General features: G+C 68.8%; 11 protein-coding genes. 3 read left to right on the top strand and 8 right to left on the bottom strand.

Going from position 1 to position 15,261, the window contains the following annotated elements:
• A partial coding sequence (locus NBG84_RS08775) for a hypothetical protein (protein ID WP_250918725.1) occupies positions 1–236 on the top strand: 236 nt, incomplete at its 5' end.
• A gap of 405 nt (positions 237–641) precedes the next feature.
• On the opposite strand, the gene NBG84_RS08780 is transcribed toward NBG84_RS08775, so the two are convergent.
• The 6 genes from NBG84_RS08780 to NBG84_RS08805 form a co-directional block, all read right to left on the bottom strand.
• Positions 642–1,457 carry a S1 family peptidase gene (locus NBG84_RS08780; protein WP_250918726.1) on the bottom strand — a complete coding sequence of 272 codons (816 nt, stop codon included), beginning with the start codon at positions 1,455–1,457 and terminating at the stop codon, positions 642–644.
• A gap of 194 nt (positions 1,458–1,651) precedes the next feature.
• On the bottom strand, positions 1,652–3,208 hold the full coding sequence (locus NBG84_RS08785; RefSeq protein WP_250918727.1) for an RNA polymerase sigma factor: 1,557 nt from the start codon (positions 3,206–3,208) through the stop codon (positions 1,652–1,654).
• 423 nt (positions 3,209–3,631) lie between these two features.
• Positions 3,632–4,519 (bottom strand): FadR/GntR family transcriptional regulator, encoded by an 888-nt coding sequence (locus tag NBG84_RS08790; protein ID WP_250918728.1) that lies wholly within the window; start codon positions 4,517–4,519, stop codon positions 3,632–3,634.
• A 159-nt stretch (positions 4,520–4,678) separates the two neighbouring features.
• On the bottom strand, positions 4,679–7,003 hold the full coding sequence (locus NBG84_RS08795; RefSeq protein WP_250918729.1) for an ATP-binding cassette domain-containing protein: 2,325 nt from the start codon (positions 7,001–7,003) through the stop codon (positions 4,679–4,681).
• Positions 7,004–7,634: 631 nt separating this feature from the next.
• Complete coding sequence (locus tag NBG84_RS08800; protein WP_250918730.1) at positions 7,635–8,399, bottom strand: NUDIX hydrolase; 765 nt, start codon at positions 8,397–8,399, stop codon at positions 7,635–7,637.
• Between the two features lie 184 nt (positions 8,400–8,583).
• Positions 8,584–10,134 (bottom strand): DUF4192 domain-containing protein, encoded by a 1,551-nt coding sequence (locus tag NBG84_RS08805; protein ID WP_250918731.1) that lies wholly within the window; start codon positions 10,132–10,134, stop codon positions 8,584–8,586.
• A 111-nt stretch (positions 10,135–10,245) separates the two neighbouring features.
• Between NBG84_RS08805 and NBG84_RS08810 the strand changes: the two genes are divergently transcribed.
• Together NBG84_RS08810 and NBG84_RS08815 are read left to right on the top strand one after the other, a co-directional pair.
• Positions 10,246–12,462, top strand: a complete 2,217-nt coding sequence (locus NBG84_RS08810; protein ID WP_425608591.1) for a RecQ family ATP-dependent DNA helicase — start codon at positions 10,246–10,248, stop codon at positions 12,460–12,462.
• Positions 12,463–12,693: 231 nt separating this feature from the next.
• Positions 12,694–13,323, top strand: a complete 630-nt coding sequence (locus NBG84_RS08815; RefSeq protein ID WP_250918732.1) for a hypothetical protein — start codon at positions 12,694–12,696, stop codon at positions 13,321–13,323.
• Between the two features lie 408 nt (positions 13,324–13,731).
• Here NBG84_RS08815 and NBG84_RS08820 read toward each other — a convergent pair whose 3' ends face one another.
• The gene (locus NBG84_RS08820; protein WP_250918733.1) at positions 13,732–14,334 is read right to left on the bottom strand and encodes a hypothetical protein; all 603 of its coding nucleotides are present in this window, start codon (positions 14,332–14,334) and stop codon (positions 13,732–13,734) included.
• An 82-nt stretch (positions 14,335–14,416) separates the two neighbouring features.
• A complete protein-coding gene (locus NBG84_RS08825; RefSeq protein ID WP_250918734.1) occupies positions 14,417–15,118 on the bottom strand; it encodes a ribonuclease HII in 702 nt (233 codons plus the stop codon).
• Positions 15,119–15,261: the final 143 nt, after the last annotated feature.

A 15,261-nucleotide genomic window follows, 5' to 3' on the forward strand; every position in this document is an offset into this window, starting at 1 on the left:
TCATCTCAGGGGTGACCGCCCGCTCTCGTACGGTCACCGCGCTCCGGGTTCATCCAGCCACCACGCGTACCCCCGGCCCCAGGGCGCTACCGCCCCTGCACAGCTGTGCTTCCGACGGCGGAGCCGAGGGCCACCAGACCCCGCAGGAACACCCCGATACCCGCCCCGACACCCTCGTAGCCGACGAGCTGGCACGGAGGGCTCGCTGGCGGGGTCGTATCCGGTGCCAAGGCTGATCTTCAGCCAGCGCGGTCGGAGCGCGGCGTAGGGGCCGTCTGAGGCCGTTCAGGGGCCGCGACGCACCCGGCGAGCGGGCCGGAGTCCCGGGCTTCCACACTCCGGCGCCCGCCTCATGCGAGGCTCCTTCGATGCGCGCCGGTAGCCCTTGCGCCGATCGCCCGGCCAGATGCCCGCGATGACCGGAGGGCCGGCATCGGACCGCCAGGCTCTTCCCCCACGATTCGCCCGAGCGCACCGACCCCGCGGTGGCGGGATCGTCGGGTACGGGGCCGCTCGGGGGCAGCCTGCCGCCAGGGGCACCCCTGCCACGGGAGATCCAGGCGAGGGAGTTCCGGGCGAGGGAATCTGGTGCGCCGACACGCTCCGACCGCGATCACCTCGGCTGCCCGGGTAGTCGGGCGCTAGGGCACCACCACCGCGGAGACCCGGGTGTAGACCCCCGGACTGTCCGCCCGACCGCAGCCGCTGCCCCAGGAAACCAGTCCGATGAGCCTCCCCTCGGCCACCAGCGGACCTCCGCTGTCCCCCTGGCATGCGTCGTGTCCGCCCCGGAGATCTCCGGCACAGACCATCGTCTCCGCGGTGTAGCGACCACCCAGGCCACCGGGATAGGCCCTTTCGCATGTCTCGTCCGGGAGGACGGTCACCTGGGCGGCACGCAGCGATGTGGCGTAGCTACCGTCACCCTCCGTGTCCCCCCAGCCATAGACAGCAGCACTCACCCCAGGCTCGTACGCAGGATCACCAACCCCTGCCACCTCGATCACATGGGACGCGGGCAGAGCCTCGGCAAGGGTGAGTACAGCAAGATCAGAATTGCTGGTGAACGAGTCATAGTCCGGCGAGATCCAACTCTCCGTAACCGGAATCTCCCGACCGTCCCTACTCGTCAGCTCTGTCCGCCCGACGATGACCCGGAGATCGGCCATCTCATTGGCTCCGTCACCGAACGCCGTCCGGCTCAGACAGTGGGCTGCGGTCATCACCTTCGTGGGTTCGACGACCACCCCGCCGCAGAACTGGCCCGCGCGGGTTCCCCCGAATCGGTCACGACTGGAGAGCGCCACCACCCAGGGGTTGTCAGCAACCCGTACCGGGAACCCACCCACGACGACACTGTCAGCGATGGCCGGCACAGGTGACGCCAGCGGGGCCACCGCCCCGGTGGTCATCAGAGCCAGCGCCCCGGTCAGGGCTCGTACGAGGGGACGGCGCATTGGGTCTCCTGACTTTGCGTGAATGGGAGTCAACCCAGAGTCATTCAACACGGTGGCCCACGCACACGCGGTACCTCGTTCACGGCGCTCCGACGCAACGGAAGCGGGCTGCCGCCCCAACGACGAAGGGCCCGATTCCCTGGTGGGAATCGGGCCCTTCGTACGACCGGGTTCGCTGGCGACCCTTCGAAGGCCTAGTCGAGGTAGTCGCGCAGAACCTGCGAACGCGACGGGTGACGCAGCTTCGACATCGTCTTGGACTCGATCTGACGGATCCGCTCACGCGTCACTCCGTAGACCTTGCCGATCTCGTCGAGGGTCTTCGGCTGACCGTCGGTGAGACCGAAACGCATCGAGACAACACCCGCCTCCCGCTCGGAGAGGGTGTCGAGCACCGAGTGGAGCTGCTCCTGGAGAAGCGTGAAGCTGACGGCATCAGCAGGTACGACCGCCTCGGAGTCCTCGATGAGGTCACCGAACTCGCTGTCACCGTCCTCACCCAGCGGGGTGTGCAGGGAGATCGGCTCACGACCGTACTTCTGGACCTCGATGACCTTCTCGGGGGTCATGTCGAGTTCCTTGGCCAGCTCCTCCGGGGTGGGCTCACGGCCCAGGTCCTGGAGCATCTGGCGCTGCACACGCGCGAGCTTGTTGATGACCTCGACCATGTGCACCGGAATACGGATGGTGCGGGCCTGGTCGGCCATGGCGCGGGTGATCGCCTGCCGAATCCACCAGGTGGCGTACGTGGAGAACTTGTAGCCCTTGGTGTAGTCGAACTTCTCCACGGCTCGGATCAGACCGAGGTTGCCCTCCTGGATGAGGTCCAGGAACAACATGCCGCGGCCGGTGTAACGCTTGGCGAGCGAGACGACCAGTCGGAGGTTGGCCTCCAGCAGGTGGTTCTTGGCCCGGCGCCCGTCCTCGGCGATGATCTCCAGCTCGCGCTTGAGCTTCGGCGCCAGCTTGTCGGAGTTCGCCAACTTGTCCTCGGCGAAGAGTCCGGCCTCAATGCGCTTGGCCAGCTCGACCTCCTGCTCAGCATTGAGCAGGGGGACCTTTCCGATCTGCTTGAGGTAGTCCTTGACCGGGTCGGCGGTGGCTCCGGCAACGGCGACCTGCTGTGCGGGCGCGTCATCCTCGTCCTCATCGGACAGGACAAAGCCCTTGCTCTCGCCCTCGGCCTCTTCCTCGTCGCCCTTGCCGGGCTGAACCTCATCGGTGAGCTCGTCGCCATCGCCGGGCTCATCCGAGTCCCGCTTGGCGGCGGTCTTCTTGGCCGTCGTCTTCTTGGCGGCGGTCTTCTTGGCGGTGGCTTTCTTGGCCGTCGCCTTCTTGGCGGCGGCCCTCTTGGCGGGCGCGGCCCCCGTGACCTCATCGCCGGCCTGGACGTCGACGGAGTCGGTCGTCGACGTCGCGGTGGCAGCGACGGTCTTTGTCGTGGTCGTCTTGGCCGCGACGGTCTTGGTGGCAGTGCGCTTTGCCGGGCTCTTCGCAGCGACGCTCTTGCGGGCGCGCCTGGGCGACTCCGCGGCATTCACCATCAGCGTCACACCCTCTTCCTCGAGGATCTGGTTGAGGCTGCGCAGAACATTCTTCCACTGAGTTTGCGGAATCTGGTCGGCCTCGAAGGCGCGACGCACGTCATCGCCGGCGATCTGCCCATCAGCCTTTCCCCGCTCGATGAGCGCCATCACAGACTCGGACTCGGCGATCTCCGGCGGGAGCGTACGGGATGTGCTGGCCGACACGAACAACCTCTCGGAACGATGGAAACGGCTTCCGGCCCCGCCCATGAACGGGCCGGAGCCGACGACCACCAAGGCGCGGATTGCCGGTGGCGCGGGCGGTTGAGCCTCAGAACTGCGCGGAACTACACAGCGCCGTGAACGACGGCTGTATTCCTTCCTCGGCTATCACCTCTTAGGTCATCGCCCTGTTTCGAGGAGTGTTACGCCCAATCCGCGTGGCCCGAGTCACACCCCATTCGCGACAAAGCGACCAGAGTGGTTGTTGAGCGTACATTTATACCGCCGGACCCCCGTGGAATCCGGCGGCGCTCTGTGTGTACGCCGCCGCACGCCCAGCCAGTACTCGCCTCCGCGGGGCCGATCGGTGTACACCTGCCCAAAGCTCGCCGATATACGCCTCCGGACCCGTCCGCGCGGCCGGGCTCAGTGCTCGCGAGGCGCGGGCACGACGCGCTCCACCTCCGGGTGGACGGTCAGCAGCTGCCGCATCGCGGATTCCGCGGCGTGCGCGTCACCGGCGGCCAGGGCCTCGACGATCCGGGCGTGATGGGCCAGGGAGGCCTCATTGGGTCGGTCACAACCAGTGACCGGACCTCCGGAGACCTGGAGGGCAGCGGAGACGATCCCGGAGAGGTGCTCCAGCATCCGGTTGCCAGCGAGCTGAATGAGCAGCGAGTGGAACTCCGCATCGGCACGGGAGAAGGTAATCCCGTCACCCTGCGCAAGGGCGTGGCCCATGATCTCGACCATGTCTCCGAGCCGCTGCTGAATGTCCTCACGGCTGTGGCCGGCCGCGAGACGGGCGGCGAGGGGCTCGATGGTCCAGCGCAGCTCGGACAGCTCACGGCGCTGGTCATCGCGCTGCGGCCCGAAGGCGCGCCATTCGATGATGTCGGCGTCCAGGAGATTCCAATCGGCGACGGGGCGGACCCGGGTGCCGACATTGGGTCGGGCGCTGACGAGGCCCTTGGCCTCAAGGACGCGTAGCGACTCCCGTACGACGGTGCGGGAGACCTCGAATCGCTGACCGATCTCCTCGGGGACGAGCGGTCGATCGGCCCCGAGGTCCCCGGAGACGATCATCTGGCCGAGCTGCTGGACGAGTTGGCCGTGCAGGCCACGGCCCCGGTTGCCCGTCGTGCGGCGACCGACCCGACCCAACTCGGTGTCGGGCCCGTCCCAGGAGGGCGGGGTGGCGCGGTCGGACACGGGGGATTCCGCGTAGGGGTATCGGTCGAGTTCGCCCGGACCTGCGAGGCCGGTGTCGGCGGGGCGGGCGGCGGTCATCATGGTGTGCGCAAGGGTACTCACGCATCCTTTGTCGGCCCCGCTTCCACGGCCCTTGAGGTCTTTGGTGAAAAGCACACGAAAGGGTGATCGGCGCTTCCCCCACAATTGACGCCTTATCGGAGATAAACGGGCGTTCTTAAGGGAGTTACCGGCAGATCGCTTCACCTCGATCGTTGACGATCACCAACGAGCGCTCCGACGAAGGTCAGTGAACAGATATGCGCAGATCAGAACAGACAACGACAACACCATTGCCATTCCCACCGGTTGGGCCAGCATCCGAACCCCGGCCAGCAGCCAGACTTCGGTCTGCTGGGGCAGCCAGACCCACGTCAGTTCGCGCACTCTGCGGGGAAGCCCGGCGACCGAGCGCACCGACGGGACGATCAGGGCCTGCTGAACGAGCGGGGCGACAACGACCGGTACGGACAGCACTGCGGCCACGCCCGCGGCAGTGACGCGAAAGACCCCCGCTGCCAACAACCCGGCCCACGCGCACCCGAGGGACAGGGCGCACCAATGAGTCAACAGTGTGGCCGGATTCCCCGGGAGTGCGATCGCTGCACTTCCGTAGACAAGGCGCAGGGCTTGGGCATCCGCCACCGCGACAAGGAGGGCGATGGACACCGCCGCGACTCCGGTGACCAGGAGTTTCGCGAGCAGTAGGCCAAACCGACGGGGCACCGTGCCACACGCTGCCGCGAGCGCCGGGTAGCGAGACTCCTCCCCGAAGGAGAGGGCTCCGATCAGGCCGGCACTGAGGGCCGCCGGTGGCAGGGGAAGGAACTCGGGCCAGGCCGCGATCGCCACCGGCGCGGTGATCGCGCTGGAACGGGCGAGCAGCAGACACAGAGCCAAGGAGAGCAGCAGGGCCCCGGCGAGGATGAAGGCGGTGGTGCGGATGCCGAGCAGCCGCAGGAGTTCGTAACGCACGGGTCGTAGCGGACCGGCCAGGGCGCGCGGACGCGATTCCCGGCTTGGCGCCCGATGCGTGTGAGCTGGCGCCTGTGGGCGAGGGACGGGCCGCGGGGCTCCGAGAGGTGGAGCATCGGCGGTGTCCTCACCAGGGAGGCTTCGGCTGTTGGTGGGCTTGATGGCGGGGCACTGGGCGTGGGGAGCAGCGGTCGGAGGGTGGCGGGCCTCGATTCCGGGGGTTGGCCGATCCAGGGGCTCGACGGGCGTGCGCCGGGCGGGATGGGCGCCGGCAGATGTGGAGGAGATCTCCTCAGGTGCGCCGGCAAGCTCGCACGGGATGGGCCGGGGTGCGGCAGGCACACCTTGCGAACCCGCGGGTTCTGCGGGGAGGGCCAGGGCGGACCCGGGTGCGGTGGGAGCCTTCGAAGAGTCCGCGGGTTCGGCGGGTACGGGTGTCGGTTCTTCGGCATCGGACGTGGGGTGCGGGGTCGGGTGAGCCTCGGCAGGGGGCAGCCGGGCGGGCCGGGCCTCAGGGCCCGGGCACTGCTCGTGGCCGCGGGCCGACTCGGGGGAACGATCGGGTACGGCCGGGTTGTCCGCCTCGATCACCTGCCCCGGTTCGGCGCCGGTGTCCGGAGCGGAAGGGGATCGGTCCGGCGGCAAGTGGGGCCGCCGCGCAGGCTGCGGGGGAGCGTCCTGGCCGGGCTCCCTCGCCCACGCTCCAACGCCGACCTCGTCGGCGAGCCGATGGACTGGGAGTCGGTACCGGTAGGCGATCTCCCCGAGCTCCGCGCAACTGCTTCCGTAGACGGAGAGGGCGCTGCCCCCCTCCACCACCACTTCCACCGAACGCCTGGCAGCACGTGACTCGCGGTGGATGAGGGAGGCGAGTCGAGCCGCGTGCGGAGTACGCACCGCTACGCGTGGGCGCAGCCGGGTTCGCGAGAAGGCGGCGACCTCCTGGTCGGCAACCAGCCGGCCGGCGTCGAGGGTGACGATACGATCCGCGATCCGAGCTGCCTCTTTGGGGTCGCTGACGGTGTAGAGGACCGTCCCTCCACTCGCGGCATGGGCCCGCATGAGCCGGTGCATCCATAGGCGGTCTCCGGCCGCTAGCCCCTTGTTCGGTTCGTCGAGGAGGAGGGTCTGTGGGCCGCCCAGCATGGCGACGGCGACCCCCAGCCTGCGGTCGGCGGCGAGCGGCAACGAGTCAAGCCGTTGGCTTCGAAGGCCGGTGAGGCCAACGGCTTCGAGGAGATGGTCTGCGCGAGCCAGCGGAACGCCCGCGGCGGCACTGAGCATCCGAAGCTGTCCGCGTACCGTCCGGGCCGGATGCCCGGGGACATCGCCCAGAAGGGCACCCACTTCCCGGGTGGGATGGACGATTCGGTGCAGGGGATTGCCGCGGAAGTACGTGACGCCCCGGCCGGGCTCAAGCTCCAGCATCAACCGCAGGGTCGTGGACTTGCCCGACCCAACGGGCCCCAGCAGGGCCGTGATCTGCCCGGCCCGGGCCTCAAAGCTGAGGTCTTGGACGATGGGCGGGAGGTCTCTTCTGGGACAGCTGGTGAGTCCGATGGCCTGGAGCATCGCTTCTCTCGCGGATCGGCGGAAGGGAGACCGCTCGGCGGCGGGGCAGGTACCGCAGCAAGATAACGCGACATTTGTGACTTTCTACGCAAGCCCCCTTCTGGGGGTTTCCACCTCCATGACGCCGTCCATCGCTGGAGGCACGCCAACTGCCGGACATCGCCGCATTGCGCCTCTCGTGCCCTGCGAACGGGGGTCGAGCCCAGGAACCCGCTTCCAGGCCCACGCGCCGCGACAACCGCCTTCAGTCACCGCCTAGGCCTACCCGCCAGGCTCTGCGCCGGCCAAGCCCGCATCGGATGCGGCCCACTCCACAGCAGACAGGGATGCCGACAGCCGTAGGGGACCTTCGCCTCCCCGCGCGAGCGACCCGATGGGCGATCCACCTGGAAACGCACGGCGCCCACTCCCTGCCCGGCGCCGAAGGCGACGCTCACTCATCCTTCGTCCAGCCGTCGGACCATCACCCAATCGCCCGAGGTTCCCCGCCGCCCCGCCACCCCGCAGCACCGGCCACGCCCGAGACCGCTGGTTGCTGGTTGCTGGTTGCTGGTTGCTGGTTGCTGGTTGCTGGTTGCCAGGCTCGCGCTCGGGCCTCGACGCTTGCCAGCCCCAGGAGTTCTTCGTCGGTTCAGACCTCTGGGCGCAACATCGGCGGGTTGAGCACGGTCGCCCCACCTGCCCGAAAGAGCTGTGCCGGACGGCCACCCTGTCGGGTGGTCGTGCCACCGGAGGGCACCAGGAAGCCCGGTGTGCCGGTCACCTTGCGATGGAAGTTCCTGGGGTCGAGCGCCACACCCCACACCGCCTCGTACACCCTGCGCAGCTCGCCAACCGTGAACTCTGGCGGGCAGAAGGCGGTGGCCAGCGAGGAGTACTCGATCTTGGACCGCGCCCGCTCCACTCCATCCCCCAGGATGCGCGCGTGGTCGAAGGCCAGCGGGGTGGACTGTTCCCCTTCCCGCCCGAACCCGCCTTCCTGACTCAGCAGGTCCTCGACGGTCGCCCATCGGGCGCTGTTGGCGTCACCACCCGCTCGTGGTGCCGGAAGGTCAGGGGCCAACACCAGATGGGCGACGCTCACGACCCTCATTCGAGGGTCGCGCCGCGGATCCCCATAGGTGGCGAGCTGCTCCAGATGTGCGCCAGGGGTGGAAGCCGGGGAGTCGGGATCATGGGCGCACAGCCCCGTCTCCTCCGCGAGCTCGCGGGCCGCGGCGGCGGCCAGGTCCTCGTCACCCCGCACGAAGCCACCGGGTAGGGCCCAGCGTCCCTGGAACGGCTGCTCACCACGGCGCACCACCAATGCGCAGAGCGCATGCCGCCGCACGGTAAGTACGACCAGGTCGACCGTGACTGCAAAGGGAGGAAAAGCCGACGGGTCGTAGGGAGACATGCCGTGATCATAGTCGTCTGCCTGACGATAAACACTGCTTTCCCCGTCCGGGGGCGCTTCTTTACCTCACCTTCGCCTACGGTCCCTGGCTCTTCCGCGATGGCCGTCCGCTTCTTTCTGAGGGCCGCCGTCCACCGGCCTCGGTGCCAAGCCGCCCAGGGCCTCTTCTCCAACGTAGTGATCTTCATCCTTCCTGCTCGACTCCCTGTCGGTCGCTGGGATCGCTGCGACGGCCGCGGTTACCGACGCCTTTGCCGGGACGTGCCCCGGCAGGACGGCGGGGCTTCGAAGGAGCTGGCGGCCGGTTCTGCCGCATCCGGCGCGGGCGCTCTCGAAGGGCCTCTCCATCGGGCATGCCCGCGCGGGGGCAGTCCTCCAAGGCGTTGGAGCCTTGAGCGACCTCAGGAGACTGCCCGTCCCGAGGTGGCATGGCCTCCTGACGCGGTCCGCCCTGCGTCTGGATCATGGCCGCCTCGGCGGTCGAAGTGGGTGGAACGACCACCCTGGCCGCGGTCACCACGGCTGCCGTGTCGATCTCCGGTGTCTGCGCGGACCGGCCGGTCTGCTCGATCCATTGCTGCCGCCCGGCGTCCCGCTCAGCTGCGACCTCTGTGGTGCGTTGTCCCGCCTGGAGGCACGTACGGACTGTTTCCAGATCCAGGCCTTCGTTGCACGCCTGCTGGAACAGCCGGGCGAGAACGTACGCGGGGTCCCGGCGCAGAGCGAGATCAAAGGCAACCCTGGCCGCCGGTTTGTCGCCAAGGGACCAGGCGATCCACCCGGCGAGGGTCAGTGGCGGGGCGGCGTACTCACCGTAGGGCCCGACACACCGGCGTGACAGCGCTCGCCACAGCCGCAGCGCGGGTTCGGCGTCCGAACCATCCGCCCATGCCGCGACGTGATCCCTGGTCTCCCGATCCTGGAGACCGTGGATAAGGGCTGCTGCCTCATCCACCGTCAACAGCGCGTCATCCGCGGCATCCGATTCGCCACCGTCGGAGGCACGAGGGGATCGAGCGATGCGGCCCATCATTTCGCGAGCCAGGGCAATGGTCTCGTCCGCGATGGCGCACCGCGCACCCCCTCCCAGAAGTCGGATCACCATGGCTTCGCCGGCACTGTCCAACGCGCCGAGCTGCCCGGGAGCCACACCCACCAGGGGTGGTTCCAACCGCACCTCCATCTCACGCTGCGATCCACGCACCTGGACGCCCGCGTAGGTGGCCGCGGCCGCCATGACCGAGGTGCCCGGGGCGACCAGCGCGTTCCCCTCCAGTGGGCAGCAGCGCGCATCGGGGCAGCAGTAGGACCAGAACCGCCTGTCGGAAATGCACAGCGCCTCGTACACCGGGACATCACGAGAGCCGCAGGCGGTACGCAGCAGCTGCGACAGCGGCCTCAGCCGCTCCATCGCCGCGCGGGCGCTTTCGTCCCTGGCCGGGTCCTGGCAGAGGAACAGAACGATGCCGTCCGGTCGGCATCCCCGGCGCTCGCTCCCTTCGATCAGGCACTCCGCCAGCTGTTCGGCCACCGACGGCCATTCCAGCGGGGAGCGGGGAATGCCCGATTGGACCCGGGCACCGAAGCGCCCCCGGCTGCCATGGAGCGCGACAACGACGATCGAGTCACTGGGGTGGTAGCCCAGGACATAGGGCAGGGCATCGGCCAGCTCACCAGCGCTACGGAGGGTGACCTGCTGCTCTTCGGGTCCGGTGGATTCATGATGCTTGTTCATGACCCTGACGATCCCGTGACGGCTCCGGGTCCGCGACCCCTGTGGATAACTTTATCCACAGGGCGGCACCCGCGTTCGCGCATTGTCGGTGCCGTCATGTTGCATGGAGCCATGACCAACGCAGACCGCACGGATGGCATGAGTTCCACGGGCCTGGCCGAGCTCACCGACCCCACAGGTCTGAGGGTGGAGGCCAACGCCGTGCTCGCGCGCCTCGTCTCGGACGACACGGGCAGAGCCCAGCTCCGCGATGACCAGTGGCGCGCGATCGAGGCCCTCGTCGCCGGCAAGCGACGGGCCCTGGTCGTCCAGCGGACCGGCTGGGGCAAGTCCGCGGTCTACTTTGTCGCCACCTCGCTGTTGCGCAGGCGGGGAAGCGGTCCCACCGTGATCGTCTCTCCGCTTCTCGCCCTCATGCGCAACCAGGTGGAAGCCGCCGCCAAGGCCAAGATCCACGCGCGGACGATCAATTCGTCCAACAGCGAGGAGTGGTCCTCCATCCAGGCGGAGATCGCAGCGGGTGAAGTGGATGTGCTGCTGGTCAGTCCGGAGCGGCTGAACAACCCTGACTTCCGCGACGAGGTGCTCCCCCAGCTGGCCGCCGCCACTGGTCTGCTGGTCGTAGACGAGGCGCACTGCATCTCCGACTGGGGCCATGACTTCCGCCCCGACTACCGACGTCTTCGCACCATGCTGGCGGAACTGCCCGCCGGAGTGCCCGTGCTGGCGACCACCGCGACAGCCAACGCCCGAGTGACCGCCGACGTCGCCGAGCAGCTGGGTACGGGCGGTGAGTCGGACGCACTGGTCCTGCGGGGCCCGCTGGATCGGGAGAGCCTTAGCCTGGGCGTCCTCCAACTACCCGACGCCGCCAGCCGTCTCGCCTGGCTGGCCGACCACCTCGGTGAGCTGCCTGGCTCGGGGATCATCTACACCCTCACGGTCGCGGCGGCCGAAGAAGTCACGACGAGCCTGCGACGGGCCGGGTACACCGTCGCGTCCTACACCGGCCGCACGGAGAACGCAGATCGGCAGCAGGCCGAGGAAGATCTCCTCGCCAACCGTGTCAAGGCACTGGTGGCCACATCCGCCCTGGGCATGGGATTCGACAAGCCCGACTTGGGATTCGTCGTCCACCTGGGCTCCCCCTCCTCCCCCATCGCCTACTACCAGCAGGTGGGACGGGCCGGCCGTGGCGTGGAGCACGCCGAGGTGCTGCTGCTGCCCGGCAAGGAGGACGAGGCGATCTGGCAGTACTTCGCCTCGGTCGCCTTTCCCCCCGAGGAGTTGGTGCGTCGCACTCTCGATGTGTTGGCCCAGGCGAATCGCCCACTCTCCCTGCCCGCACTCGAACCCCTGGTCGAGCTGCGTCGCACCCGGCTGGAGACCATGCTCAAGGTCCTCGATGTGGACGGGGCAGTGCGCCGGGTCAAGGGAGGTTGGACCGCCACCGGCCAGCCATGGGCATACGACGCCGAACGATTTGCTCGCGTCGCCCAACAGCGTGGCGCCGAACAGCAGGCGATGCGGGACTACGCACGGTCCACAGGGTGCCGGATGGAGTTCCTCCGGCGGCAATTGGACGACGAGACCGCCGCGCCCTGCGGGCGCTGCGACAACTGTGCGGGCAGCAGGTTCAGTGACAAGGTCTCGGACGCGGCACTCGACACGGCACGTGGGGAGCTCAACAGGCCGGGTGTCGAGGTGGAGCCCCGAAAAATGTGGCCGACGGGTCTCGCCGCCGTGGGGATCGGGCTCAAGGGCCGTATCCCCGCGTCCGAGCAGTCTGCCTCGGGCAGAGCACTGGGCCGGCTCTCCGACATCGGTTGGGGCAATAGGCTGCGCCCCCTCCTGGCACCCCAAACACCCGACGGCCCCATCCCGGACGATGTGGCGCAAGCCGTGGTGACCGTGCTCTCCGACTGGGCAAAGGGACCCGGCGGCTGGGCCTCCGGTGGATCGGACGCCCCAGCCAGGCCTGTCGGGGTAGTGACCGTCGCGTCCCGCAGCCGACCGGAGTTGGTCGGGTCCCTCGGCGCCCGGATTGCCGAGATCGGCCGCATGCCGCTGCTGGGCTCAGTGACGTACACCCCCGAGGGGACCGGGGCCAGGCCCTCACGAACCAACAGCGCGCAGCGCGTTCGGACGTTGCACGACGCCTTCACCGTATCGCCCGAACTGGCGGAAGCTCTCGTCTCGGCTGACGGCCCGGTTCTTCTCGTAGATGATATTTCTGAAACAGGTTGGACCTTGGCTGTAACAGCCCGGCTCCTGCGCAGGGCGGGGGCGACGGAGGTGTTTCCGCTGGTCCTCGCGGTTCAAGCGTGATGAGATGAGGACACGGGAGGGGTCACAGGCAGCATTTGTGGGAAGGGATATGAGAGGCATACCCGCCGATTCCCGCCTCTGACGCCAAATTGCTCGTTGCCGCATGCGTGCGTGCCAGGGAAGAATTGGGGTGCTCCCCGCACGTCCTGTTCGCGGTCTCACAGGGCTGTGTCGCGGCGCGCCCTCACCCAACCCTGCCCGCACTGTGGGCGCGTATGCGAAGGGAGGACTGTGACCTTCGGATTCGCTTCGTCCGCAGCCACCTCAATCACCGCCAGAGCCAACTCCGCCAGCCGCCTCGCCAGGATGCTCCAGCCTGGCGAGTGGGCAGAGGCGGGTATCCCGCTTCTGCGCAACCCCAGAGAAGTGGTCAGCGGGCTCCACGCCCGTCACCAGCCGATACCGACAACCGCGGTCGTTGCTGTGCTCGATCCCGAGGAACGCCTCACCGCGAGCGCGTCGTTCACCCGCCGCGCCGCTCTGGCGGACGGCTGGGACTTCCGCAATGCGCTTCTGGCCAACCTTCGCCGGGTGATCCCGCACGATCTGCGTCGCCGTACACCGGTGCGCACCGCCGTACTGCTCTACTGCCGCGAGGGTGACGAGCGGTGGACGGAGGAGGACGGCGCCTGGATGTGGGGGCTCCGCGATGCGTGCACCTTGCACGGGCTGCGCTGTGGCGCCTACATCACCCTCACCCGAGGCGGCTGGCAGGTGCTGGGAGAGGGCCGTGGCGGTCGCCGCCCCAACTCCACCTCTTCCCCCGGTGACCTTGCCGAGGTCAGCGCCGCGACCGAGCCGGTGGAGCTGCGTACCGCCAGCGGCGCGTCCGAGGTACTGCGCCGCACAGCAGCACGCTGAGGTCCCCGGGCAGTCCGCCCGGGGAACCCCTCAACGCCTCGGACCTGATCGACGGTTCGTACCGGCGCCGCCCCGGCCCGGGGCTCTCCCACCCAGGTTCCCCCAAGCCCGCGGGGAACACCGAGCCACGGAGGAATCGCCCCCACGCACCGCAGGTAGGGGCGCGAGTCGCTCGGCGAGTGGTCGCCAAGCGAACCCGTTCGCCGGTCCCGCGCTGGTGGCAGCGCGCCTCGATCGGTCGCGCCTCAAGCGTGGGGATCGCCGGCTGACGGGCCCTGCCCACAGCGGAGACTCCGTGCGCGCAGGCATGGCAGTGCACCCGCAGCGCCCTCCCCCGGCACCCCAGCAGTTGGCGGCGAACCCGGAGAGAAACCCGGAGAGACCGGAGAGAGCCGTGCTGCCCTCTGCTCAGACAGCCGCGCCGAGCACGGTGTTGATCCGCTGGGGATCACCGCAGACGATCAGCAACGCGCCTGCCTTGGCCCGCGCAGCAGCCAGGGTTCGGGCGGTGTCGTGCTCAGTGCCGCCGTTGACGGCCACGATGACCACCGGCCTGGTCAACACACGGTCGGCCACCGCGGCGTCCGCGTAGAAGACGTCGTCGGCGGCCTCGTACTGGGCCCAGTAGGCGGTTTCACCGAAGGACAGTTCGTGCGCGGCCCACGGGTGCGGTTCACCCACGGTCAGCACCAGAACCTCACCCGGCGCGCGGCCTGTGTCGAGTAGGAGGTCCACCGTCTCGTCGGCGGCATCGAGTGCGCCGTCGACGGGAGCGGGAATCAGTTGGATCTGCGGCTGGGTACGGATCCCCGCCACGGAAGCCGGCGGCTGCCCGGGAGAGGGGTTCGTGCGTTGCGGCGGCGCTGGACTGGGTGCTGCGGGACGCGGCGAGGCCATCGAACGCGGACCGGGTACGGGACGAGGGGTCGGCGCAGGACGGCTGGGGGCCGAAGTGGCGCGGGGACCCTGGGCGCTCTCGTGAATCTGAGGCTCCTCGGGAATGAGAGGCATGGGTGGATGTCTATCAAATGGAGGTTCGAGTCGCATAGGCGCATGGGCGTCTAAGTGCGATTTCCCTACTGGCAGGGCGGGTTCAGAAGTCGAAGCCGAGTTGGCCCTCGCTCTCCAGGTCTGCCGCCGCGACGGGGATGCGAACCTTCTTGAGGTGCCGCCACCTGGGCAGCGCGTCAAGGTAGGCCCAGGAGAGACGGTGGTACGGCGTGGGGCCGAACTCCTGGAGAGCAGCCTTGTGCACGGGTGAGGGGTAGCCCGCGTTCGCAGCGAAGGCGAAGTCCATGAACTCCTTGGGCAGTTCGGCCATCATCGCGTCGCGGCGCACCTTGGCGATCACGGAAGCAGCGGCTACCGCAATGCACGACTGGTCGCCCTTGATCACGGTGCGGACCTGCCATGGATCACCGAGGTAGTCGTGCTTGCCATCGAGAATGACGGCATCGGGGCGTACCGGGAGCGAGTCCAGGGCCCGGCAGGCCGCCAACCGCAGGGCCGCGGTCATCCCCAGTTCATCGATCTCTTCGGGGGACGCGTGCCCTAGCGCATGGGCGGTGACCCAGGTCTCCAGTTCAGCGGCGATCTCGTTGCGGCGCTTGGGACTGAGCAGCTTGGAATCGGTAAGCCCGGCGGGCGGGCGGCGCAGTCCGGTGATCGCGGCGCACACCGTGACGGGGCCTGCCCACGCCCCGCGTCCGACCTCATCGACACCAGCAATGATCTTGGCGTCGGTGGTGGCTCGGATCGAGCGCTCGACTGTGTGTGTGGGTGGTTCGTACGGCATGGCGCCAGCCAGGTTACGCCGCCCCACCCCGGCGTCGGCAACCGGGATTCCCTTATGGCTCCCGCAGGAGGCTTCCCGCGATGCGCGGAGGGCACTGGTCCTGCGTCGACCGCCCGCTGACCGAGGCCTCTCCCCCCATCGCG

Source organism: Streptomyces albipurpureus, assembly GCF_023701525.1.
GTDB lineage: Bacteria > Actinomycetota > Actinomycetes > Streptomycetales > Streptomycetaceae > Streptomyces > Streptomyces albipurpureus.